Annotated in this window: 21 protein-coding genes; 12 read left to right on the forward strand and 9 right to left on the reverse strand. The window is 35.3% G+C overall.

What is annotated here, in order from left to right; all coding sequences use genetic code 11:
• Positions 1-365: 365 nt before the first annotated feature.
• Positions 366-2,003 carry an ABC-F family ATPase gene (locus tag ACGH6R_RS00770; protein ID WP_411598627.1) on the forward strand — a complete coding sequence of 546 codons (1,638 nt, stop codon included), beginning with the start codon at positions 366-368 and terminating at the stop codon, positions 2,001-2,003.
• 85 nt (positions 2,004-2,088) lie between these two features.
• Here the strand turns inward: ACGH6R_RS00770 and ACGH6R_RS00775 are convergent, their stop codons facing one another.
• Both ACGH6R_RS00775 and ACGH6R_RS00780 read right to left on the reverse strand, forming a co-directional pair.
• Complete coding sequence (locus tag ACGH6R_RS00775; RefSeq protein WP_267351012.1) at positions 2,089-2,427, reverse strand: YggL family protein; 339 nt, start codon at positions 2,425-2,427, stop codon at positions 2,089-2,091.
• 14 nt (positions 2,428-2,441) lie between these two features.
• Positions 2,442-3,764 (reverse strand): DEAD/DEAH box helicase, encoded by a 1,323-nt coding sequence (locus ACGH6R_RS00780; protein ID WP_411598628.1) that lies wholly within the window; start codon positions 3,762-3,764, stop codon positions 2,442-2,444.
• Positions 3,765-4,059: 295 nt separating this feature from the next.
• Between ACGH6R_RS00780 and nikA the strand changes: the two genes are divergently transcribed.
• From nikA to ACGH6R_RS00815, 7 genes are all read left to right on the forward strand, one after another.
• Positions 4,060-5,625 (forward strand): nickel ABC transporter substrate-binding protein, encoded by a 1,566-nt coding sequence (gene nikA / locus ACGH6R_RS00785; RefSeq protein WP_411598629.1) that lies wholly within the window; start codon positions 4,060-4,062, stop codon positions 5,623-5,625.
• Positions 5,626-5,649: 24 nt separating this feature from the next.
• Complete coding sequence (gene opp1B / locus ACGH6R_RS00790; protein WP_220217247.1) at positions 5,650-6,594, forward strand: nickel/cobalt ABC transporter permease; 945 nt, start codon at positions 5,650-5,652, stop codon at positions 6,592-6,594.
• Positions 6,591-7,424 carry a nickel/cobalt ABC transporter permease gene (opp1C, locus tag ACGH6R_RS00795; protein ID WP_411598630.1) on the forward strand — a complete coding sequence of 278 codons (834 nt, stop codon included), beginning with the start codon at positions 6,591-6,593 and terminating at the stop codon, positions 7,422-7,424. The genes opp1B and opp1C overlap by 4 nt, the downstream gene beginning before the upstream one ends.
• Entirely contained in the window at positions 7,417-8,283 is an 867-nt protein-coding gene (locus ACGH6R_RS00800; RefSeq protein ID WP_294827413.1) for an ABC transporter ATP-binding protein, read from the forward strand. The genes opp1C and ACGH6R_RS00800 overlap by 8 nt, the downstream gene beginning before the upstream one ends.
• Complete coding sequence (locus ACGH6R_RS00805) at positions 8,284-9,063, forward strand: ABC transporter ATP-binding protein (protein ID WP_411598631.1); 780 nt, start codon at positions 8,284-8,286, stop codon at positions 9,061-9,063.
• 3 nt (positions 9,064-9,066) lie between these two features.
• Positions 9,067-10,392, forward strand: a complete 1,326-nt coding sequence (locus ACGH6R_RS00810; RefSeq protein ID WP_267380293.1) for an MATE family efflux transporter — start codon at positions 9,067-9,069, stop codon at positions 10,390-10,392.
• Positions 10,393-10,543: 151 nt separating this feature from the next.
• Positions 10,544-11,287 carry an SDR family NAD(P)-dependent oxidoreductase gene (locus ACGH6R_RS00815; RefSeq protein ID WP_267380295.1) on the forward strand — a complete coding sequence of 248 codons (744 nt, stop codon included), beginning with the start codon at positions 10,544-10,546 and terminating at the stop codon, positions 11,285-11,287.
• A gap of 67 nt (positions 11,288-11,354) precedes the next feature.
• On the opposite strand, the gene ACGH6R_RS00820 is transcribed toward ACGH6R_RS00815, so the two are convergent.
• Positions 11,355-13,694, reverse strand: coding sequence for a TonB-dependent hemoglobin/transferrin/lactoferrin family receptor (locus tag ACGH6R_RS00820; RefSeq protein WP_411598632.1), 2,340 nt, complete (start codon positions 13,692-13,694; stop codon positions 11,355-11,357).
• Between the two features lie 479 nt (positions 13,695-14,173).
• Positions 14,174-16,087 carry an enterotoxin gene (locus ACGH6R_RS00825; protein ID WP_411598633.1) on the reverse strand — a complete coding sequence of 638 codons (1,914 nt, stop codon included), beginning with the start codon at positions 16,085-16,087 and terminating at the stop codon, positions 14,174-14,176.
• 603 nt (positions 16,088-16,690) lie between these two features.
• Between ACGH6R_RS00825 and ACGH6R_RS00830 the strand changes: the two genes are divergently transcribed.
• Positions 16,691-17,641 (forward strand): arsenic resistance protein, encoded by a 951-nt coding sequence (locus ACGH6R_RS00830; RefSeq protein WP_411598634.1) that lies wholly within the window; start codon positions 16,691-16,693, stop codon positions 17,639-17,641.
• Positions 17,642-17,680: 39 nt separating this feature from the next.
• On the opposite strand, the gene ACGH6R_RS00835 is transcribed toward ACGH6R_RS00830, so the two are convergent.
• The 4 genes from ACGH6R_RS00835 to ACGH6R_RS00850 form a co-directional block, all read right to left on the reverse strand.
• Positions 17,681-18,586 carry an endonuclease/exonuclease/phosphatase family protein gene (locus ACGH6R_RS00835; protein WP_411598635.1) on the reverse strand — a complete coding sequence of 302 codons (906 nt, stop codon included), beginning with the start codon at positions 18,584-18,586 and terminating at the stop codon, positions 17,681-17,683.
• Positions 18,587-18,771: 185 nt separating this feature from the next.
• A complete protein-coding gene (locus tag ACGH6R_RS00840; protein ID WP_411598636.1) occupies positions 18,772-19,683 on the reverse strand; it encodes an endonuclease/exonuclease/phosphatase family protein in 912 nt (303 codons plus the stop codon).
• Between the two features lie 282 nt (positions 19,684-19,965).
• Positions 19,966-20,895, reverse strand: coding sequence for a hypothetical protein (locus ACGH6R_RS00845; RefSeq protein WP_411598637.1), 930 nt, complete (start codon positions 20,893-20,895; stop codon positions 19,966-19,968).
• Positions 20,896-21,311: 416 nt separating this feature from the next.
• Positions 21,312-22,136 (reverse strand): MetQ/NlpA family ABC transporter substrate-binding protein, encoded by an 825-nt coding sequence (locus ACGH6R_RS00850; RefSeq protein WP_267350859.1) that lies wholly within the window; start codon positions 22,134-22,136, stop codon positions 21,312-21,314.
• Positions 22,137-22,378: 242 nt separating this feature from the next.
• On the opposite strand from ACGH6R_RS00850, the gene ACGH6R_RS00855 reads away from it, so the two are divergent.
• Complete coding sequence (locus ACGH6R_RS00855; RefSeq protein WP_267359684.1) at positions 22,379-23,152, forward strand: RHS repeat domain-containing protein; 774 nt, start codon at positions 22,379-22,381, stop codon at positions 23,150-23,152.
• 14 nt (positions 23,153-23,166) lie between these two features.
• Entirely contained in the window at positions 23,167-23,889 is a 723-nt protein-coding gene (locus tag ACGH6R_RS00860) for a hypothetical protein (protein ID WP_411598638.1), read from the forward strand.
• Between the two features lie 81 nt (positions 23,890-23,970).
• Here the strand turns inward: ACGH6R_RS00860 and ACGH6R_RS00865 are convergent, their stop codons facing one another.
• On the reverse strand, positions 23,971-24,933 hold the full coding sequence (locus ACGH6R_RS00865; protein WP_411598955.1) for an aldo/keto reductase: 963 nt from the start codon (positions 24,931-24,933) through the stop codon (positions 23,971-23,973).
• 138 nt (positions 24,934-25,071) lie between these two features.
• On the opposite strand from ACGH6R_RS00865, the gene ACGH6R_RS00870 reads away from it, so the two are divergent.
• Positions 25,072-25,956 carry a LysR family transcriptional regulator gene (locus tag ACGH6R_RS00870; RefSeq protein ID WP_411598639.1) on the forward strand — a complete coding sequence of 295 codons (885 nt, stop codon included), beginning with the start codon at positions 25,072-25,074 and terminating at the stop codon, positions 25,954-25,956.
• Positions 25,957-26,145 lie beyond the last annotated feature (189 nt).

Below are 26,145 nucleotides of genomic sequence, written 5' to 3' on the forward strand. Positions count from 1 at the left end.
ATTAATCTTTTATAGCTTATTATTTGAATCATCAAACTTAATTTAGTTTTATTAACTTTATTTTGAATGCCACAAATTAATAATTAAAATAGATATGCTGAATTTACGTTTTTTTTAAATAGTTTGCAAGTTTTTTTCTTAAAAAAATTTTAATTAAATTAGTAATATATGCGCCAAAATGAAATGACAGATTTACGTAAATTTCACCCCTTGAAGCATTGTAAATTAAGCTTGTTGATTTTTACAATCCCCCTCAAAAAAGGTCTTTTTTTGCATGCCAATGTTAAATCAATAATCGGCAAAAATTGTAAAATATGGCATAATGTCATCCATATCACTTTTTTTACGTCTTAGATTGTTTTGTAATGGCAAAATTGATTGAAGACGATAGTCAATTGAGAGTTAATTCAGTGTTAAGTACAAATAACATCACCATGCAATTTGGTAGTAAACCGCTATTTGAAAATATTTCGGTTAAATTTGGGAACGGCAATCGTTATGGGCTTATTGGCGCCAATGGTAGCGGTAAGTCAACGTTTATGAAGATCATTGGTGGCGATTTGGTGCCAACTTCGGGTAATGTGGCGTTAGATCCTCATGAAAGATTAGGTAAATTACGTCAAGATCAGTTCGCTTTTGAATCCTTTACCGTGTTAGATACGGTGATTATGGGGCATACTGAGTTGTGGGAAATCAAGCAAGAACGTGATCGGATCTATTCTTTACCGGAAATGAGTGAAGAAGATGGTTTTAAAGTGGCTGATTTAGAAACCCAATACGCCGAAATGGATGGTTATAGTGCCGAGTCTCGTGCTGGCGAACTATTGCTAGGGGTCGGCATTCCCATTGAACAGCATTATGGTCTAATGAGTGAAATTGCCCCTGGTTGGAAGCTACGTGTGTTATTAGCCCAAGCGCTCTTTTCGAATCCCGATATTTTATTACTGGACGAGCCAACCAATAACTTGGATATCGATACCATCCGTTGGTTAGAAGATACGCTTAATGAGCGTGAAAGTACCATGATTATTATTTCGCATGATCGCCATTTTTTAAATATGGTTTGTACCCATATGGCAGATCTTGATTATGGTGAATTGCGTATTTATCCGGGTAATTACGATGATTATATGATGGCATCAACACAAGCCCGAGAGCGTTTATTAGCGGATAACGCTAAGAAGAAAGCACAAATCAGTGAACTGCAATCTTTTGTCAGTCGTTTTAGTGCCAATGCGTCGAAGTCTAAACAAGCGACATCTCGAGCCAGACAGATTGAGAAAATTAAACTGGAGGAAGTGAAAGCATCTAGCCGTCAAAATCCATTTATACGCTTTGAGCAAGATAAAAAATTGTTCCGTAATGCCTTAGTCGTTGAGAATTTGACCAAAGGCTTTGATAATGGCCCTTTGTTTAATAATCTTAATTTAATGGTTGAAGTCGGCGAGAAGGTCGCCATTTTAGGTACCAATGGGATTGGTAAAACCACTTTAATTAAAACCTTAATGGGAGAACTAACGCCTGAGCAAGGCGAAATTAAATGGTCAGAAAATGCCAATATCGGTTATTATGCCCAAGATCATGAATATGAATTTGATGATGAGTTAACCGTGTTCGATTGGATGAGCCAATGGAAGCAACCTACTGATGATGAACAAGCTGTACGAAGTGTTTTGGGTCGCTTATTATTTTCACAAGATGATATTAAGAAAAAGGTTAAAGTGCTGTCGGGTGGTGAAAAAGGACGGATGTTATTTGGTAAATTGATGATGCAAAAACCGAATATCATTGTCATGGACGAACCGACAAACCATTTAGATATGGAATCGATCGAGTCGCTCAATATGGCGTTAGAACTTTATCAAGGTACCCTATTCTTTGTTTCACATGACCGTGAGTTTGTCAGTTCGTTAGCGACTCGTATTGTCGAAATTACGCCAGAAAAAGTGATTGATTATACCGGTAATTATGAAGATTATTTACGTAGTCAAGGAATCGAATAATTAGTTAAATGAATTGCAAACAAATAGCCACAATTGTGGCTATTGAATAATTAAGCTAACTTAATCAAATATGGTTTAAAATCGATTAGAAATCTAATTCATCCCACCAAATATCAATTAACGGGCTGACTTTGATATTTTTTAAACCATGACTTTCCAACCATTTTGTCACAATGTCACGATGCGCTTCGGTACAATTGCCGAGTTTTTGAGTACAGACAATGCCTTTCCAGTTTAGATAGCCACTTCCTTCGTATGCTAAACCATTTGGTTGGATAGCTTCGAGGATGAATTGATCAACAATGTTATCTAAGGTTTCTTCACTTGTCCCTTCGTCAAAAGACCAACTGACAGTAAAACCTAACTCTTTAAACTCTTCAATATGTAATTTTTTACGTAAACGTCGACTGCGATTTACCATGATAATATCCTTCTATTTTAATGAATATGACTCTGTTTATTATTTGTGTTAGCGTATTTTTTTGTTCGGTTAACACCACCACGCTTATTGGGTTGATTAGACCGATTTTGCGTATTGTGATCGTTTTTCGATAGCCGTTTTTTAGGTGAAGATTTTGTTTTCGGCCCAGCTTTAATGGTTGGGTCAACGGCAAAACCATCGGTATGGATTTCGGGTATTGGTTTTTTGATTAACTTTTCAATGGCTTTTAATTGTGGCAGTTCGTCAATACAGACTAATGAAATTGCCTGCCCTTGATTTTGCGCTCGCCCTGTTCGACCAATTCGATGCACGTAATCTTCAGCAACCTGCGGTAATTCATAATTAACCACATAAGGCAATAGTTCAATATCCAATCCTCTGGCTGCAATGTCGGTGGCAACTAATGCCCGAATTTGTCCAGTTTTAAAATCGGCTAAGGCTTTGGTTCGGGCGCCTTGGCTTTTGTTACCGTGAATAGCTGAAGCTTTAATCCCGTCTTTAGTGAGTTGCTCAGCTAAATGGTTAGCGCCGTACTTAGTGCGAGTAAAAATTAGTACTTGTTGCCATTGGTTTTTACCAATTAAGTATGACAGTAATTCCCGTTTACGACGTTTATCTACTCGATGAACATATTGGGTAATTTGTGTTGATGTACTGTTGGTTCTGGCGACAGCAACCGTTTCAGGGGAATGTAAAATCGTTTCCGCCAGTGTTTTTATCTCATCTGAAAACGTTGCTGAAAACATTAAATTTTGACGTTTTTTAGGTAATTTTGCTATCACTCGCCGTATATCATGAATAAAACCCATATCTAACATGCGATCGGCTTCGTCTAAAACCAGCATTTTAACCGTTGCAAGATCAACAGCATTTTGGTGGACTAAATCGAGTAACCGTCCGGGTGTCGCGATCAGAATATCCACACCACCACGCAACTTCATCATTTGAGGATTAATGCTTACGCCACCAAAAACAACTAATGAACGAATTGCTAAATGACGGCTGTAATCACGGATGTTTTCACCAATTTGCGCAGCAAGTTCACGAGTTGGCGCTAAAATTAACGCATAAAGGGGGCGTTTCTTCTTTTTTGTTTCGGGGCGATTTGCCGTTTTTGCTTGTTGTTCAATCAGCTTTTGCAAAATTGGCAAACCAAAACCTGCCGTTTTACCAGTGCCCGTTTGTGCACTTGCCATAAGGTCTTTTCCCGATAAGATTACCGGAATGGCTTGCTGTTGAATGGGGGTAGGCTGAGTGTAGTGTTGTTCTTGTAGTGCTTTTAAAATCTTGGCATCTAAACCAAGAGAGTCAAATGACATGAAATGTTTCCTAAATAAACAAAAATTAAATTTTCGTTAGTTATTATAAAGCAATTCTATTACTTTTGTTTGATTATTTATTATCCCTGTTAATAAGATTGCGATGAAATCGTTCTGTTAAGATTTATTTTAACAAAATTTCGTAAGTTTTTTGCTAAAAAATAGACTAGATGATATTTATTATCATTTGCATCTGTGCTACTATTCTTGCGCTAAAAATCGTTGTATTTACGACATTTTTGACACTATTTCCATCAATGATTTTTTTTAAAAACTTTTGCATAACGGATTGCCCATGATAGTACATTTCAACCGCACCAAAAAATGGTTAATGGTTTTCGCATTAGCCTCAGCTAGCCTTAATTGTTTCGCTAAAGATGATATCACTTTTGCTAACTTTCGCGATATTCGTGATCTTAACCCTCACCTCTATTCTGGTGAGATGTGGGCTCAAAATATGCTGTATGAATCTTTAGTCCATTATAACGAAGATGGCTCTTTTTCACCTTGGCTTGCGGAAAGCTGGACAATCAGTAATGAAGGAAAAACCTATACGTTCAAACTTCGACAAGATGTGACATTTAGCGACGGTACTAAATTCGATGCGCATAGCGCTAAATTAAATTGGGATGCCGTACTTTCAAATAAAGATCGTCATACTTGGCTTGAAATGGTGCGTTTAATTACCGATATTAAAGCGCTTGATGATTACACCCTACAAGTCAATCTGTCTGAACCTTACTATCCATTTTTGATTGAGATTGCCGTCACCCGCCCTATGCGTTTTATATCACCTAATGTTATGAAAAATGGTGAAACCAAAAATGGCGTTAATTCTTATATTGGTACGGGGCCTTATGTGTTAAGTGAACATAAGAAAGATCAGTATGCTATTTTTACAGCCAATCCCACTTATTGGGGGAACAAACCGCAACTTAAAACCGTAACTATGAAGGTGATTGCGGATAATCAAAGCCGTTTGATGGCACTTGAAAAAGGTGAAATCGATCTGATTTATGGCAAAAATATGGTGGATGCCGATTCTTTCGAGCGTTTTTCGAAAATGGATAAGTTTCAGACATTGATGTCTAAACCTGTTTCAAGCCGTATCGTATTGATGAATACGTCTCGCCCGGCATTGAGTGATGTTAATGTGCGTCAGGCAATTGAGCATATTATTAATAAAAATGATATTTCAGAAGGAATTTTTAATCACAGTGAAGCACCGGCTGATACCCTAATGGCGACTAATATCCCTTATGCCAATATTGGATTAAAACCTTATCAATACGATACTAAATTAGCACAACAACTTTTGGATAAAGCAGGTTGGACAAAAGCCAACGGTCAACAATACCGCCAAAAAGACGGCAAACCGTTCGAAATCACACTGTATTATGATAGTAATACTGCTTCACAAAAAACCATCGCCCAATATATGCAAGATGAATTTGAACAAGTTGGATTAAAACTGAATATTCATGGTGAAGAAGAACAAGGCTATCGTGACCGCCAAAAAGCGGGTGATTTTGATATGGTATTCGATATTTCTTGGGGTACGCCTTATGATCCACAATCCTTTTTATCCGGTATGAAATTACCAGTATATGGGGATTATATGGCACAACAAGGCTTAAAAGAAAAGCCTCAAATTGATGCCAGCATTAGCAAAGCATTGATTTCAACGGACGAGCAAGAACGCCAAGCCCTATATCGTTATGTGCTTGAAACATTGCATAAACAAGCGGTCTATATTCCTTTAACTTATGAACGCAATCGAGCTATTGCTATTAAATCTCTTAAAGGCATTGAGTTTGCTCCATCACAATTTGATATTCCTTTTGAGAAAATGCACTATTAATTGCGTTATAGTTAGTTAGTCATAATGTTACATTATATTTTTAAACGTTTATTGATGATGATACCGATTTTGATCGGTATCTCGTTCATTGCTTTTTTGCTGATCAACCTTGCCCCTTCTGATCCTGCTGAAGTTGCTTTACGCTTAAATGAGATTATGCCAACGCCTGTAGCCATCGAAAGTATGCGCCAAGAGTTGGGGTTAAATGAGCCCTTTTGGTCTCGATATTTTAGTTGGTTATATCATGCTTTTCATCTGGATTTTGGACGTTCATTCGTTCATCGGGATCGATTAGTTTGGGATGAAATGATTCGTTGTTTAACCCCAACTTTACTTTTGGCAGTGTCATCATTTGTTCTTACTTTATTCGTTAGCTTAGTACTAGGTGTGTTATGTGCTATTTTTGCTAACTCAGTCTTCGATCATGTTGTTCGAATCCTCATTTTTATTGGTACCGCCATGCCTAGTTATTGGCTTGGTTTGCTGTGTATTTGGTTTTTTGCTAATTATTTAGATCTGTTACCAACCAATGGTTATGGCACATGGCAAAATCTTATTTTACCGACAATAACTTTATCTTTTGTTTATATTGCGACTTATATTCGCTTTATTCGTAATAATATGCTGGAAAATATGCAGAATTACTTTGTATTTTATGCACGTAGTCGAGGATTAAAGGAACGGGCGATAATTTTAAAACATGTCTTAGTTAATTCATTACATACCACCATTACCGCACTGGGTATGACAATTCCACAATTGATTGCCGGTTCGTTTGTTGTGGAATATATTTTTTCATGGCCGGGACTTGGGCGCTTATGTATAGCTGCTATCATGAATCGAGACTATCCGGTGATTCAAGCTTATATTTTAGTTATGGCGATTTTATTTGTCGTATGTAATTTTATTGTTGATGTGGTGCATCAATGGTTGGATCCTCGATTACAAAATAGTGGGGATTTAGCATGAGTTTAGCAAGACAGTTGATGAAAAATAAAATGGCATTATGCTGTTTGATAATCATCTCCATCATCATTCTTTTGGGTATTTTTGCGCCCTATATTGCCCCATTTGATCCAAATAAAGTTCGTATTATCCGCAAATATGCCAGTATCTCAGCTGAACATTGGCTAGGCTGTGATCATTTAGGTCGGGATATCTTTTCTCGTTTACTTTATGGTATCCGTTCGACTCTCTTTTTATCCTTATTAACCATGACAATTACCATTATCGTCGGTTCAATCATCGGGCTAATTTCAGGTTACCAACGAGGCAAACTTGATGAAGTTATTATGCGCCTTTGCGATATTATGCTCTCCTTCCCTAGTCAAGTCATGATTTTAGCAATTGTCGGAGTGCTAGGTGTGGGGATTGAAAACGTGATTATTGCTAATATCGTGGTGAAATGGGCATGGTACAGCCGAATGATCCGCAGTTCAGTGATTAAATATAGTCGAAAAAATTATATTTTATTTTCACGTGCCATTGGTGCACCACACAGCTTTATTATTCGCCGTCATCTGTTACCTAATGTTATGTCGGAATTGGTGGTGTTAGCCACGCTCGATACAGGCTGGGTCATTTTGAATATTTCGGCGCTCTCTTTTATTGGATTGGGCGTGCAAGCACCGACTGCCGAATGGGGATTAATGCTTAGTGAAGCCAAGAATGTAATGATTCAACATCCAATGCAAATGGTCTATCCGGGGATAGCTATTTTAGTCGTCGTGGCGGCTTTTAATCTATTAGGTGACTGTTTGCGAGATATTTTAGATCCGAAGGAAAAAACACATGTGTAACCCCCTGTTAGAGGTTAAAAATCTCACGGTTAACCTTGATAATGGTCAAACGTTATTGGATAACATTTCGTTTAATGTTGAACATCACCAATGCGTAGGCATTGTCGGCGAAAGTGGTAGTGGTAAAAGTTTAACCAGTAAAGCGATCATGGGGTTATTAGAACCCTATTTTAAAGTCGAAGGTCAAATCCTTTTTAATCCTAGACAACCTCAGTTAAATCGACAAGTGAAAGGCGATCTTTTAACCCAATCAGCTGACACACTGCGTCAGATTCGGGGTAACACTATCGCGATCATTTTACAGCATCCAATGAGTGCTTTCGATCCGCTTTATCGTATCGGCAAACAAGTCATCGAAACATTACAAGCACACCTTCCCTTAAGCAAAAAAGATGCCGTTGCCAAAACACTAACCATGATTAAAGAAATCGGTTTAAATGATCCCAAACAGATTTATAATAAGTATCCTCATCAATTGAGTGGTGGAATGTTACAAAGAATCATGATCGGTATTGCATTAATGCTAAAACCCGAATTGATCATTGCTGATGAACCAACAACCGCTTTAGATTCGATTAGTCAGTTCCATATTTTGAAAATGTTTGAACAAATCAAGCAGCAATCAACTACCGCCATGATTTTTATTTCACACGATTTAGGCGTGATTCATCATATTGCCGATCATATTGTTGTCATGCAACAAGGTAAAATTGTTGAACAAGGCTGTCGAGATCAAATCTTTTACCATGCTGAAAATGATTACACCCGTTATCTAATCAGCGCGCGCAAACAGTTATTAGCTAAATTTGATTCGGTGGTTTATCCTAAAATGTTTATTCCGACATTGGAGAGTGCTTAAATGTCTGCATTATTGCAAGTTGAACAAGTAAGCAAATCCTTTTTACAACCTCATCAAGGTCTGTTTAGTCGCAAGAAGAACAAGGTCATTAATGATGTTTCTTTCTCGTTAAAACAGGGCGAATGTCTGGGTATTATTGGTGAAAGTGGCAGTGGCAAAAGCACTCTTGGAAAGCTTATTTTAGGTTTAGAAAAACCCGATACGGGTAAGATCCTATTTAACGGGCAAGATATTGCGAAACGAGCATGGAAATGCTCATCACAGCGACGCAATATTAGCGCTGTATTTCAAGATTATAATGCTTCGGTGAATCCTTATTTTACGGCTGCTAATATTATTGCTGAACCCCTTGATATTCACGAAAAGTTATCATCGACAGCACGAAAAAAACGAATAGATCAATTACTGGAACAAGTTGGATTAGATCATTCATTCTGTCAGCGGTTTGCTCATGAAATGAGTGGCGGTCAATTGCAACGAATTTGCATAGCCAGAGCGATTGCCTGTCATCCGCAATTTATTTTGTTTGATGAAGCAGTCAGTTCGTTAGATATTTCTGTTCAAACGCAGATTTTATCGTTATTGGCTGATTTACAAAAACAGTTAAATTTAACCAGTATTTTTATTACTCATGATTTAACCACGATTACGTATTTGTGTAATCGAGTGATGTTTTTTTATCAAGGAAGAATTGTAGAACAGGTTGACGATATTGCCCAATTGAGTAATGTCCGTCATGATTATTCCAAACAGCTTCTTGACTCTATATTAGGTTTTTAATCTATGACAACACAATCCACCGTTAATAAACGTTATCGTTTTAACGATTATTTAGCATTGGTTATCCCTTTTATTATTTCAACTATCACAACCCCATTATTGGGCGTGGTTGATACTGCATTGGTCGGTCATCTACCCAATCCTGCTTTTATTGCAGGCATTGCCGTTGGTGCGGTGATCTTTAATACCATCTATTGGTTATTTGGTTTTTTACGTGTCAGTACCACCGGATTTGCGGCACAAGCATTAGATGATCCTCTATTACTGCGTTCTTCGTTAATTCGCCCCCTGTTTATTGCGATTGTTTTAGGCATTTTATTTATTGTTTTTCAGCAATTTATTTTTGGTGCTTCAATGCAAATCATCAAACCTAATGAAGAAGTTAGGCATTATGCAGATATCTATTTTTCGATATTAATTTGGGGCGCCCCGTTTGTACTGATTAACTATGTGCTGGTTGGTTGGTTAATGGGGATGTCCAAAATAAAAGCCGTGCTGTTTTTGCAAGTGTTGATTAATTTACTCAATATTATTATGGCGGTCATTTTTGTTTGGGGTTTTCATTGGGATATTCAAGGCGTGGCATTTGCAACACTTAGTGCGCAAGTGATTTGTACATTGTTAGGGATCGGGTTTATTGGTCGCTATTTACCCCAATCACAACAAAAAACGGATTTGAAATCGATCCTTTCTTGGCAGTCATTGAAAGGGGTAATTTTAGTTAATACTAATTTAATGATTCGAACTATTTGCCTGCTAGTTGTAACGAATCATTTTATTTCGATTGGTTCAAGTTTTAGTACTGAAGTATTGGCGGCCAATGCGGTACTGTTTCAAATCCATTACTTAATGGCGTATTTATTTGATGGCTTTGCTAATGCGTCAAGTGTCTTTAGTGGTAAAGCTAAAGGCACGCAAAATATGGCGTTATACCAACAAACCTTGCGTTGGTCACTGCAAGCGTGTGTGATTTGTCCGGTGATATTAATTGCAATCTGGTTTGCCTTTGATACCGCAATAATCCGATTATTAACCAATCAAAATGACATCATTAATCTTTGTCTACAATACCATTATTGGTTAGTTATCTTTCCGGTTGTGGTTGCTGGTGGATTGATCTATTACGGGGTGTTTTCAGGCATCAGTTATACATCTTCTATTCGTGATTCCATGATCCTTGCCCTTTTACTTTGGTTAATCGCTCAATCTATTTTTGTACCAATATGGGGCAATAACGGTTTGTGGTTTTCCTATATTTTATTTAGTTTAGGACGCACACTCTTTTTAGTGATTTGGATTAATCGTTCGAAACGATATCTTATGCGTTGATTTAACCAAACCAGCAGTAAATAGATTTCATTCTGTTTACTGTTCGCTCTAGAATTTTGTAAATTATTTTACTTTTTGCAATCGAATTTCTATTTCAATTCAACTCTTATATAATCATCTGTAATGTGAGTCAAAACAGGAATTAAATTCGATGAATAAAGGAAATAAAACCGTTATTGTGACTGGTGCTTCAAGTGGAATTGGTTTTGCGATAGCGAAAGCCTATCTTGAGCGAGGTTTCAATGTCGTTGCCAATGGTCGAGATAAAGCTCGTTTAGAACAAGCAGCGATTAAATTAGGCGAACCTGATAATTTATTACTTGTAGCTGGGGACATTGCAAAGCCGCAAACGGCAGAATTGCTTTTTTCACACGCTATTGCAAGATTTGGTAAAGTCGATATTTTAGTGAATAATGCAGGCATATTTATATCTAAACCCGCCGTTGAGTATACGCAAGATGATTTAAACACCCTAATTGATACCAACCTTAAAGGGTTTTTCTACCCTGCTCAGACAGCGGCTAAACATATGATAACCAATCAGTCAGGGCATATCATTAATATTACTGCTGCCATTGCTATGCAACCTAATTTGACTGTACCTGCTTTATTACCGATTATGATCAAAGGCGGTATTAATAGTGCCATTAAAGGTTTAGCATTAGAATTAGCATCAAGCCATGTTATGGTTAACGGTATTGCACCTGGCATTATTGAGACCCCAATGCATCCTACCGATCCCCAAGTTCAAGCAGTGTTAAAATCTATGGCTCCTGTCAATCGGATTGGGCAGGTTCAAGATATTATCAATGCCGTCATGTATTTAACGGATTCTAATTTTGTTACCGGTACAATTATGGTCGTTGACGGTGGCTCAACGGCAGGCAAATGGTAGATAGATTCAGCACTGATGACTTATTGAAACTGCCAGTAAACTGGCAGTATTCACATTTCAATGAAGTTTAGAATCGGTATGAAACACTTGCTTTAAAGTTTCGGGCGAGTCCATAGGTGTTTTCGCCTAAATAAAGTCGATAATCTTTATTAAATAGATTATCAACGGTTAGCTTAATTTCGGCTTTAGGCAGAAAAGTCGGTTGCCAACTTGCAAAAAGATTGTGTATTGAATACCCCGACGATCGCCCTAATCCATAAGCGCCCAGATCATTTAATCCGTCATGATTTCTATCTTCTAATCCTGTGCGATCTTGTTTTCGTACAAATTGGGCATTCCACCCTGCTCTCACATTCCAGTCCGGAATTTTAAACCCCGTTGTTAATGTTGCGGTGCGTGGTGCAATCGTTGCGACATAGGTCTTATGATGCATCCATGGTGCTTGTGGTGCTGTATCTCGTTCTCCTTTTTGGATTGAGTAGGTCGCACTTGCAAACCAATATTTACTGTCATAAAACGTTTCAAGTTCAAAACCTTTGACAATCATTTTACCCGGAATATTACGATAATTTGCCTGCCCAAGCGGACACGCTTTGCCTGGACCGCATATTGATCCATTGAATCCTCGAGTAACAAAAATCTCATCGGTGACACGCTGTCTAAATAACGTGCTACGAACTTGTAACTTATCATTTTCAAGTATTAAATTATTAAAATCGAGAATATTCCCAATTCGAATTGATAAATTCCGCTCTTTTTTCAAATGACGGCTGGTTGCCGAAATTTTACCGCTTCCTCCATTTTTAGGAGTGAACTGGACTTCATAGCTTTCATCAATTGTTGGTGCTTGCCATGCATAACTGATATCCCCAAAAAATCCGACATTTTGGGTGGTTTGCCAATAGGATCCAAAGCGTGGTGTCCAACCTGAATAGGTCACGGGTGAATAATCATGACCATAACGAGGATCGGGGTCGTTATACGCTGAAGCATAATTCTTTTTACCGTGATTTCGGACATAATCGTATCGAAGGCTGGGTGATAAGACAAAATCACTAATCGAAAGTTCATCTTGAATATAAAAACTATAAGTTTGCTGTTTACCAGAAGGCATGTAAGCCGGTTGGAAATAACCATTGTTATAATTTGGCTTTTTAGAATAATTTTTGTAATACATTAACGTATCACGATCATGTAGATGTGCTTGTAATCCAATTTTTAATGCATTATCGACAGCGCCGGTGTTAAAAATACTGACATTTTCAAGCGCGATAGTTTTATCGGTATAGCTAACCCAACTTTCGTTACCCATTGTCCCTAATGAAGCCACCGGATTGTATTTATTAGGACGAGTATCATGTTGTTTGGTTTTGGAATAAGTGGTGTGTAACGTCAAATTAATTAACGGATTATAAGTTGGCTGATAATTCCATTTAAATTGGGCGGATTCATCTTGTTGATCACGTTTTACCAATTTTCTTAACCATGCTGCTTTATATCCATATTTTTTAATTTGTGCAGCGGTTGGAGGTGTCATTTTTTCGACATATTTGGCAGCCCAAGGTTGCCATGAATCCCGTTTTGAACGTATACCTGATAGAGTGAAAGTGTGTTCTTCATTGGGTCTAAAATTGAGTTTCGCCATGTAGGAATCCATGTCATCTTCCGAAAACTCAAATCTTGAGCCATCGGGGCGTTTAAAATTACCGCTGTCTCGGTTCGTGTAATAAATAAGACCATCAAACATGTCATCTTGTGTTCTACCATAAACTGCACCAGTCACCATATTCTGATGATTGTTTGAATGAAAACTGTATTTGATTAATGCGCCAAGGTATTGATTGGGGTCAAGCAGATCAATCGCATCTTTAGTCTCCATTTTTATCACGCCACCAAAGCCGCCATTTCCAAACTTCACATCGTGTGGACCTTTGTTAACTTCAACTTGTTTAAGAAGTTCTGGTTCAACAAAAATCGATCCTTGTTGATATTTTTGGAATCCTTTTTGTGCACCATCTACAATAATTTTGACATCTTCAACTTTACCAAAACCCCATATATTTAAGGTCTGCCCCCCTGGCCTAACTGAACCAGCAGCACTCACACCGGGTAAAGTATTGAGCAATTCGGCAACATTATCGGATTGTTTTTGTTCTATTAGCCCTGATGAAAGTGTTGATCGTCCCGCAATAACACTATTTATTTTTTTTAATTCATCTTGCGTTGATGAGCCGGCAATGACAGTAATCACATCGTCTATATCGTCACGATTAACCATATTGTTCTTCGTTAATGGTTTATTCGGTTCATCAATATTTTGCTTTGTATCTTTATCTTCAAGCACAGACTCAGCTTGTGAAGAAAAACTCATAAAGAGTAATAAGATACTTACCTTTTTATAACTCATGTTTCATTCCTTCATAAAAAACAATTAAATCATTTAACACATCTCTAAATTTAACCTTACAAATAATAATGATAATCATTATCAAATACAAGTTTGGTAAGTATATTGGGTTTGTCAAAAAATAGACAGAAAAATATGTATAAATTTTGGTTGAAAACGTTAACAAAATTATTTTTATTTAACGGTTAAAACAACCTAGTGTTTTCATGTTTATTATCAGAATAAAGCAACGAAATGGAGAGTGATGTTAAAAACGTCGTATCGATTTGATGTTAATTTTCAGGTTCCCTATCAGATAAACAGGAAACCTGAATGAAAAAATTATATCAGTTCAACATGAGCTTTTTTACTATTGTAAATTGTTTCATTAGATTATTTTTTGTTCCATTCGTTTTAAGCCCGTTTTAAACTTTGACATTTCAAACGACTATTTTGAGCCTAATTTTATGCCTTGTATTTGCAGACAAGGCATATTGTAATTATTGCGGAATTAGCGACATGACAACTGTTTCGAAAGGCTCAAGAGTGATTAATGCCGTTTTATCCACACTCGTTGGTTTTTGCGCATAAAATTCACTGTGATAATCAATGTTGATTTTAAAATGTGAACTTGCCTTTGCCGGCAACTCTAAATCATTTTGTAAATCCAGATAATAAATTTGCGGTTTATCTGACGGATTGCGTAAAGTAATAATGGATTTATCTTGCGTCCATCCAGCCCAACCATATACCCCTAATTTTGTGGGGTCTTTACCAATCCAATGGGTATCGAATAATACGTTTTGGTTATCTCTTGCCCAATTAGCAGCCGATGCTAACGTATCCCAATTGTTTGTTGTCATCAGTTCAGGAGTAATGTACATTTCTTGTAATTGCGTTCCTGTTGCAAAGTAACTCCAAACTTGATCAGCAAAGTCATTTTCGGTTTCTTGTTGCAAATGTTTTGCTTGTTTAGCGTATACAATACCATGCAGCATAAGTGAATTTAATGGAAATAAGGGACCTTTTAAAACAATAGAACGATAGGTTTCCGCATCACGATAAGTTAACCACTGTTGAACTTTACTACCGGGTCCATAATAATTGACATCATCGCCACCTCGCCAGATAGAGTCGGCATAAAATAACCAAGACGGCGTCGCTTGTGTACCGGTTGTTAGATTAATATATAAATGATCATTAGCTTTACGCATATCTTGGATTAAATGAATCGCAGCATCAAAATCACTGGTAAATTGGCTGCCGGCGATCACTTTATCTGCATTACCTGTTCCATCGAGTTTGAACATGGTAATGTTCTGATTTTGGATTAATTCTAAAATTCGTTTATGAAAATTAGCATAGTATTTAGGGCCTGATAAGGCGAGTTTGCCATCCATGGTTTCATAACCCAGTTTTAATGCATTGGTAACACGAGTATCACGTGGTTTATTGTATCCACCCCAAGGTGACAACCAAATACCCAGCGCGGCGTGATATTTTTCTGATGCGGTTTTTAATTTTTTAAATTCACTCGGAAAATTATCACCAAATCCCCAGTTACCCGTTAAATTATCCCAACCATCATCAAACAGATAACCATCTAGGGTAACATGACGTTTTTCAACTAATTCTTGACCATATTGTTCGATTCGTAACAGGGCTTCCTTTTCAGTATAAGGATTAAAAAATCCGATATCTAGCCAAGAATTATAATGTAAGTACGGGCTATATGGTCGCTGGCGAACTTGATTAAGAAATTCATTTACATGGCGTCTTAATTGCCCTTTTTCATAAGTGCCAATATAGGTTTTGTAACTCAAGGTGTGATTGACTTGTAACGGGATCGCTTGCGGAATTTTTTGCAACACACCACCTTCATAGGCAACGGTATTGGTTAATGGATTTTCGGGAATGATAAAAAAGGTATCACTAATAATCGGCGAACTGACAACGGAGCCGTAAACAAATGGCGCTTGAGAATGAAACGGCATTATAGAAACGTCTGACATTGAAAGTGCCTGTTTTTTAGGGGTGATTTGCAGTTCATAACTGGCAAAATGTTTATCGTCATTGAGAATCAATAGGGTTTGAATCGCAATATCATGACCACTGAAATTTAAATAAATTTGATTGTCTTTTTGTTGTAAATTATCTAAGTGGAAATCTTTATCGGTCAATTTTTGCCCCGAATTTAGCGTAATCTCAAATAGCGTATTAACAGTGATTGAATCATTAGTTACGGGATTAGTAATATTAAACGATGTGACGTTTTGTTGATTACCACTATCAGATAGCGTGATTTGGGTATGCTGCCCTGTTAATTGATATTCTTTAGCCCACACCGCATCAACAGACAAACCCAATGCGCTGAGTAACCCAATTGTGATCCAATTTTTGACATACGTTTTCATTACGACCTCCTGATTGATAAAAATTCGACAAAAGAATTGACCGAAATATAAATGTCAGTATAGGTATTTGAGTGATGATAAATTGTGATCTTGATTGCAGATTACAGGTGGATTGAAATTGTTAAAAAAAGCTTTTATTTGTCTCAAAATGAAAAGCTAATTTGGCTTCATGTTGAAATACAATGCTATTTTTTCCCTAAAATAGAGATATGATTGTTTGTACCGAGTTCAACAATGAAAGATCGTTGATAATTAGACAGCAAATTTGCTTTTATTATCTGATGTGACAAAGATCGCATTTTTGATAAATGCTTGCCAATTTGAATGCGTAGTTCAACAAAAATTCAGTTGTTGTCAATGCTATGTTGATTTTAAGTGATAAATTTAAGCAAAATAGTGATATGGATAATAAATCCAAGGTATTTTCCATTTAGATGCTGTCAATAAATTAGCTATTTGAACTAAATAATTAATCGAATAATTTGAATTGAATCGAAATACAATGATAACTGTTTGTATCTATTGGCATGAATATTACATTCTTTGAATTTGTTGATTTCTGATATGCTATCTGTTCGTTATTGCTTAATGAATAATGACACTATGCAACAAATCAAAGATAACTTAGAAAAAAATCAGATAGCTATTTATTTTTCTGTGGTGATGATAGCTATTGGTCTGGTATTTTGTTTAGACAACACCTCAATATTCGACATGTTTATCAATCCAGTATTAGCATTCATGTTGTTTGTCACTTTCTTACAAGTTCCTGTGACTAAGATTAAACAGTTTTGGTCTTACAAGCGATTTATGGTGGCATTACTTATAACAAATTTTGTTATTATACCTGTTGGGGTTGGATTATTAGCGCTATTTCTACCTTCCGAACCTTTTATTAAACTGGGCGTATTACTTGTGTTACTTGCCCCTTGTATTGATTATGTTGTCACTTTTTCTCATCTTGGACGCGCAGATGCCTGTTTATTATTGATGGCAACACCTTTATTATTGTTGTTACAAATGTTTTTACTGCCTGTTTACTTAACTTTTATGATTGGCGAACAGGTCAACCAGCTCATTCACCTCCAACCCTTTATCCATGCTTTTATATGGTTAATGGTCATTCCTTTCTGTTTAGCTACCTTAATGCAAGTCTGGGCTGTACGAAATCACACAGGCAAAAAAATGATACATGGGTTAAATATGTTACCCGTTCCAGCCACGGCATTAACGCTTTTTATCGTTATTTTGGCAGTTCTACCTCAGCTGAAAGGTAATTTATCAGTCGTTGTATCCGTTATTCCATTTTATATAATTTTTGCTATTGTCGCCCCTTTAGTTGGATGGTTTATTGGTCGTTGTTTTCATGTTTCCGTCGCAGGAAGTCGAGCGATAGCTTTTAGTGCCGGTACTCGAAATGCGCTAGTCATTTTACCTTTAGCGTTAGCCATACCTAATGCAATACCTATCCTACCTGCAATTATCGTTACGCAAACACTTATCGAATTAATCAGCGAGCTAGTTTATGTTTATGTTATTGCTAAACTAAAATGATGCTTAAAAGACAATGGGCTAAATGCCCATTTCCATTTTTTATTGCTCAATCAATTTTAATTTAGCGATCACAGGAATATGGTCGCTTACAAGCGGCCATTTGATACCATTCCACTCATTGCCATCATTGGGAATAATGAATTGCTCAACTTGCCATATTTGATTTCGACTTGTAAAAATATGATCTAAATCTAATCCAGGATTTCCTGCTGGCCAAGTGCGAGTATCGACATTTTCTTGTTTTACCAAAGTCCAGTATTTTTCAAGCTCTTTAATGACTCTATCATTTTTAACAGAATTAAAATCGCCTAACAATAACATAATTCCAGATACTAAATTAGGAAATTCATCATCTAAGTCCAGATCGTCAAAAACAATACTATTAATAAAACGTGCTTGTGACATTCTTACCTCATCTTCTTCATGCCAATCAAAATGAGTATTAAACACATAAATTGGCGAATCAAAACCCGGCACATTAATTTGACTTAACATCAGGGATCGTTGTTCAAAAGAACCAGAGGGTAACAAAAAAGTTTTACTTTTTACTATTGGATATTTAGACAATATGGCATTACCGTAATTACCGCCTTTCATGTCCGTTGCTTTGCCAAACAGATAGTACATTCCCGTTTTTTCTGCTATCACTTTTGCTTGATCTAAGCCATCACTACGTGTGGTGTTTTGATCGACTTCTTCAAGAGTTATGATATCCGCATCCATTGCTTTAATCGCGTTAGCAACTAAATCTAAATTAACCTTATGCTTTCTAAGCCCGCCTGCAATGTTGAAATTTGCAATGGTAATTTCTGGTTGATCTTTATCGGCATACACTTTATTCGGCGAATGTTGATATTGTGATATCACTAAATCTTCTGTTGCCAATGCATATGAAAATAACGAAAACAAACCCACTATAGTCATTACTAAACAATTTTTCTTCATATCTTTATCCTACAACTTTTTTGATTTCATCAATTCGAGTTAGATTATTCGATGCTCTTTTTGATATTAATTGAATTAAAATGGATATGTTGCGATCACAATCACAACTTAATGATTATCATTGGAAAATACTGTCATATAAAAATGACTGATAAAAGCCATGCAATGATACATGGCTTTCACTATTATGGTTGTGATGATTTATTTTTAATGATCATTTGTACAGGATAATGATCAGAGTAATTATCCGTAAAATCGTCTTTTAAGACTTTAACCTCAATAACGTCGTTTTTTAATGGGGGGGACACATAAATATAATCATAACGCAGCGGTGTTGAAGCTTGATCGTAAAATACTTTAGTTGGCGCTGTCGCAATAAATTCTTTATTTGTAATTTTCAACGCATCAATAAACCCTGCATCCAATAAATTTTGTTGAACGGTATAACTTAATTGTCCATTAACAAGATTTTCTAATATCGGTCTTTGTTTCTGTTTTTCTTTGATATCGTTTAACAGATTACTTTTATCGTAGGTTTCTTTATCCGCAGGTGAAAAAGAGTTTAAATCACCAGCAATAATCCATTTACCATTTGGATCACGGCTATATTTGATAGAATCGATAATTAAGTTCATTTCATCAATTCTTTTTTCTGTCCAAAATGGATTCATATGGGTAATAACAAAATGATAATTGCCAATATCAGCATACAGCGCACCATGCCATAGATTATCCACGACTTTATCAACATTGACTATAGGATATTTTGACGTTATGGCGACAGGGAAAAAAGCGGCATCATCAGGTTTTTCTTTCAATAATACCGCATATTTATGTCCATAACTTGCGGCAAATTTTTCAAGCTTTTCACGAGTAAAAAAATTCATTTCTTGCCAGGCAATAATATCGGCATCTTGTGCTTTTGCCCATTCGATAAATTTCTGTTTTCCGTCTGTTTCGTCTAATTTCATACCATTATAGACATTGTAACTAATGATTTTAAGGTCTTTCACATCGTCAATTGAAGCAAAAACAGTTGAAGTACTTAGGATAAAACTACTGATAATGGCTGCTAATTTTAATTTCCTTTTAATCATAATGATATACCTTTCTTTAATTAAGATTGGTTATTAGTATGAGGTTGATTGAGGTTTAAAAAAATATTTTTTTCTGATTTTTGTGATATATATCAATATATTTTTATCTAGGTTAGTGTTTTTTATGACGAATCAGTCAGCAATCAACGAAGTATTCCTTATAAAAATAGATTTTTTATTGATTATTGTTTGAAAATTAAGACATAAAATGAGTAAAAATTATTTTATGCCTTAACACAAAAAAGACGAAGTTTAATGCTTATATCAACACTTCAATTCCTTTTATTCTTGCAAGATAACAAAATTCAAATCGCTAATTGATTCGAGTGCATCAGCAATATCATTTAATGCTTCACTATAACCATCACAATTTTTGAAAGCTTCGGTGTTGGCATCGATTATTGTTGATTTAAAATCTTTATAACCTTCACTAAAATCACTTCCTGTTAAGGTTAAAATTTGCTGCCAATTATTGAGTTTTGCTTGAATATCATTACGTCCTTGTTCACAAGCGATAGAATTTAAAGCAATATCAGGAATTGAAAACGTCGCTAATTTGTTTAATTCAGGTGTACGTTCAACAAAACGTACTCTATCTAAAGGTATATCATAATCATCTAATTCTTCTACATATTCTGGCGCAATTTTCCAAAACTCCGCTTCTCGGTATATTTTTTTTATCGTCGAGAATTTGGTAGAGTCCCTGATCGTGATTTTCTCTGGTATAGGTTTGTCAAGATCATATTTCCACCAATATTCGCTTTGATCAATAAATAAGTCATTTGTCACACTAAGAGGTAACTCTATTTCCTTTACCTTTCCATCATACATTATTGATACAGTGGTCATACTTGATTTTTTAGACATTAGTAGCATACCATAATCAGCAGGTTTCATTTTTTCGACGATGAAATAGAAGTTCATTATTACGTAATTATTTAATGTTGGATTAATGATATTAAGTTCATTCTTTCGATTGGGTTTTACCAGAATATTTAAAGTTTCTTGGTTATAAACTAGAGTATGTTTACCAAATTCAAAAGAGTAAGCGATCTTTGAAACTGGAGGAATAACGTGTTCAGTTCCATCAATGGTTACTTTTATTTCGTTCGAAGTTGGATTATCGATCATAGTTTGAATTTTACTTGGTACAAAACAGCCGACTAAAGCCAAACTGCAAACAACAATTAAAAAATATTTAATTTTAGTCATTACTTTTATTTCATTTTATCTTTTTTGGGGATTGCGATTTTACCACAATCATATATAAACACCACGCAAAAATTACAAATATTTCATTTATAATCAATAATATAAATAAATTAAAAAAAGAAAAAATTGTAAATATTGGAATGAATATTCTTAATAAAAAATGAAAAAAAATTTTTTAGATTTAAATAATGTTAAGTGAAAAAAATAACGATTTGTTTAATAGAACCTAATGTCACTTTATAACCCTAAAAAACTTAACATAGCATGATTAGCTGTTATTTAATGGGTTGAAAATAACTTTAAAGCAAAATGGAGCGAAGGTAAATTTCAAATGCTGATAAGATTAAATGATTAGATTTTATAATAAAACCAATATCTTTTATCCACCTAAAGATATTGGTTGTTTTTTAACTATCCTATTTTGGCCAAATAAATCGACCTTTAGCGTCCGGATCTTCTTCAATAAATTTTTTAAGTTTATCGGATTGGTAAAGTTGCTTAACGTCATTTGCCCATGCCGTGTTGAGATCTTCTTTTTTAACGACAACCATTAGCTCTAAATTGGGCGATAATTCTTCTTGAATTAATATATTATCAGCTGGCACTTTACTCAACCATGCCACACCACCTGGCATAATTGCGTAATCAACTTCGCCAAGTACTCGCGGAATAATTTCGGATAAAAGCGTTTTAAATTTCAAATTATAACTGTTTTCTATTATATCATTTAAGGTGATTATGCCTGATTGTGTGTCTGGTTTAAGCTTGATCCAACCTATTTTTTGTAACAACAATAATGATCGAGAAGTGTTGGAGGGATCATTCGGGATAGCAATGATTTGATTGGATGCAATATCATTGATTGAATGATGTTTCTGTGAAAATAGAGCGGCAGATATGGAAGGAATGTGTACTAATGAGACAAGGTCGTTATGGGTCTCTTTGTTATAGACGTCAAGATAATCTTGATGCTGTGCAGCATTCATATCAATACTCCCTTCAACCAGCGCGGTATTGGCATCCCGCAAAGAACTAAAATTGACCAATTTGACGCTGTAGCCTTTTTTTTCTAATTCGGGCTTAACCACTCGCTCCATTAAAATGTTGTGCATACTAGGGGGTAATCCAACTATGATCTCTTTTTTGTCTGATTGTTTTATGTCCTTGCTTTTGTCTGTGTCACAACCTATCAACACGAGCCCCAATAATATTAAAGTAGGTAAATATAAATATTTTTTCATTATCATTCCTTCTGGATTATGTTTGCAATATTTACAAAATATAACTCTTTGTTAATGTGTGTTATTTTTATAACGATAGGATATTTAGGATTATAATTATCAAGCTTTCATTTTGATAATACTTTAAGTTTATATCATTATTCGATTAAGATATATAAATTTTCTGTTTAATCGCTGATCTATTTGTGGTTAAATATATTCGTCATTCAGGACGTTCAAATAAATATAAAGGATTAAAAAGCATGAAAATAAATATAATCCCCCTCATCTATAGTTGCTTACTATTGACTTTGTTAGGATGTGATAATAAGCAAAGCGATTCTAAAATTATCATCAATAATTATATTAATAATGGTCAATATGATGTTGCTCCTCACTCAAAACTGATTAAAAAGCAGCGGTTTGAAGGAAGTTATTTTGGTACGATTGAAACAAACGCAGATGGTTTGATCACCTTTTACAATTTGAACGATAAAAAAGTCTATTTTGATTATCAGCAGTCACAATATATGATCAAAAATCAGGAGCTTTCAAAATACAAAATTAATGTTGATGATAAACAAAATATTGTTTCGATAACTGACTCATCCGGCAACGAAGTTATCCGCTCAACCTATGACGAACAAGGACGAGTTGTGAAACTTGAAAACAGCATTATTGGGGGTTCAAATTATCTATTTATTAATCAAATTACTTATAAAAATGAATTAGTTGTTGAAAGAGACTACGAAATTTTTGATAAAACTGATGAAGCAAATATCGTTCCACTTTACCTCAATAAAAAGCAATACTTTTATAATACAGAAAAGCAGCTCATTAATAGCGTCGAACATGCTTTTATTGCTCAAAATGGTCAATATGAAAGCAATGAACACAATCAATTAATCCCCACAGAGCAATTAAACTGCGTTTACGATGATCCTAACCAGTATGGTGATTGGACAAAATTATATTGTTTAAACGAACAAGAAGAAACAAAGCGATTTATTTTACGCTCTTTCGAATACTATGACTAATGAAGGAAACAGCAATGAAAAGGATCATTTTCGTATGTGGTTTATCAATCATTCTATTTGGTTGCAATAAAAATGAAAAACTGAGTAATGTTGAGCTCACTAACAACTATTTATTGTTTAGTAGTGTTGAGAATATTCCGTATTCAAAACTGATTAAGCAACAAAAGATTATTGGCAGCGATCGCCAACAATATCTATCAGATGATAGAGGTTTCATTGTCTCAGTTGATATTGATCATGTGAAGATCACAAACGACTATGCGACGAAAAAAAGCCATTTTTCGATAGATAATCAATATGATTTGGATTTAAATATGGATTTCGATGATAAGCAGAATCTTTTGCATTTAGAAGATTTAGCCAAAAAGATCGAATGGTCTTCAACTTATGATGATCAAAATAGAATAATAAAAATCGAGCGTATTTCCAATCCATCGACGATCAGTGATATTCAGTATGAAAATGGAAATATTTCTCGAATTGTTAATACTTATATCTTAAAGATGGATTTAGCCAATGTTTACACGTCAAGCGAAGAAAAGATATTTTTATATAACGATAAAAATCAATTAGATAAAGTTATCATTAAATTTTTTGATGACAAAGAGTCCAAACCAACAGAGACAAAAAGATGTTCCTTTTATGGATATAATGAACAAGGTGATTGGACGAAGTCATATTGTTTAAAAATGAATGAGAATTTTACTTATTTTAATTCACGAAAAATTGACTATTAAAAGTGTGCAAATAAGCTAATTTAATATGATTCTCCCTAATACTGAATAATGCTATTAAGGAGAAACGACCTACTTGCTCACTTATAATGCGCCTACAATTCGATGCGGAATATATAACTCTTCAAGATAAGTGATATCCTCTGGGGTTAACGAGACGTTTAACGACCCAACTGCATCATCTAAGTATTTTGTTTTTGTCGCACCAATAATCGGTGAGGTAACGCCTTTCGCAAACTGCCATGCTAATGCTATTTGAGTCATTGTTACGCCATATTTTTCAGCAAGTTCATGTACTCTTTTTACTATATTAGTATCGGTTTGTTGGGTACTATCATATTTTTCGATAGCGGTTTTATCTGTTTTACTACGTAACGTATCAGTCGTCCACTCTAATCGAGCAAGACGACCAGCAGCTAAAGGACTATAGGGTGTTAATGAAACATTAAATTGTTTACAAATTGGAATTAATTCTCTTTCATCTTCACGATACAATAAATTATAGTGATTTTGCATCGAGACAAATTTCGTCCAACCGTTTTGCTCAGCAGCAAGTTGCATGTTATAAAATTGGTAGCCATACATCGCAGAAGCACCTAGTGCTCGAACTTTTCCAACTTGAACCAACTTATGTAATGCTTCCATTGTTTCTGTAATTGGTGTGGTATAGTCAAAACGATGTATAATATATAAATCGATATAATCCGTACCTAATCGTTTAAGTGATCCGTCTATCTCTTTTTCAATTGCCCCTTTTGATAAGTGACCGTCATTAAAATAGACTTTGGTGGCTAAAATAACTTTATCACGAGCAATATTTTTTTTGATTGCTTGACCTAAATACGTTTCACTGGTTCCTGCTGAATAAATATTGGCTGTATCAATAAAATTGATACCCAAATTTAACGCATGCTGAATGATCGCTTCACTCTCACTTGGATTAAGTGTCCATGCATGCATTTTACTGGCAGGATCGCCAAAACTCATACAGCCCAAACAAAATCGTGACACTTCAATATCGGTATTGCCTAGTTTTACATATTCCATCATATCCCCTCTTTTTCCCAACCTAATTGTAATAGTGAGCATTGAACATTGTTAAATTTATTCTAAAACGGAATGTCATTGAGATAAACCAGCGATTCTTTTATAGTATCATGAATTAAATTCATCAATACGGTCAATATGCATAACTTTAATGAGCTAAATTATTTTATTATTATCGCTGAAGCAAAGAGTTTTGTTAAAGCGGCTAAATCGTTAGGTGTTTCATCCTCAGCACTCAGTCATAGTATGCGAAATTTAGAAACACGCCTTAATTTAAGACTTTTTAATCGTACCACGCACAGTATGTCTCTTACGGAAGCTGGTGAGCAGCTTTACAAACAATTAGCTCCATTATATCAATCAATTAATGACGAAGTCAGCGCATTAGGACAGTTTCTTAATACACCTTCCGGAACAATTCGAATCAATGCCGCGAGCCTTGCGGTTGAAAGTATTATTTATCCTAAATTAATACCTTTATTAAAAAATTATCCTCAAGTAAAAATAGAAATTGTTTGCGATAATAATTGGGTTGATATTGTTAAGCAAGGATTTGATATGGGTTGTCGTATTGGTGATGATCTTCCTAAAGAAATGATTGCGGTAAAAATTTCAGAACCTTTAACAATGGCTTTAGTGGCAAGCCCCAATTATCTTAAAAATAGAATGATTCCTAAATGTATTAAAGATTTGGATCAGCATCAACTAATTGGTTTTCGCATTTCAGCCCAGCACGCAACAGAATTAACATGGGAATTTACGGATCAAGGACACATCATTAAGTACCAACCTTCATCCCAATTTGCGATTAACAATCATTTACGCAAACAGGCTGCATTAGATGGTTTAGGCATTACCTGGATGGGTAGACCCAATGTTGAAAAACAACTAGCTGAAGGCAGTTTGATCGAATTATTAACAGAATTTGCTATTACTTACGAACCCTTTTACATTTATTACCCTAGCCGAAAAGGACATTCAAATGTATTTAAATTAGTGTTAGATGCATTGAAATACGAATGATTCAATGAGTTGTGGTATCCAATCCCATAATGCATCTTGTACCCATTTGTTGTCCTATTTAAGTCATAAACATATTATGTTAATAGACTAATGATAAAATAAGCGTGAGTTTAAAATACTCAACCTTATTGATCAGATCAATATATGATCAAAAACAACTCATTTTTTAGTAATGTAATGATCATTATT

This window comes from Gilliamella sp. CG13 (assembly GCF_046635805.1).
GTDB classification, from domain to species: Bacteria; Pseudomonadota; Gammaproteobacteria; order Enterobacterales; family Orbaceae; genus Gilliamella; species Gilliamella apicola_I.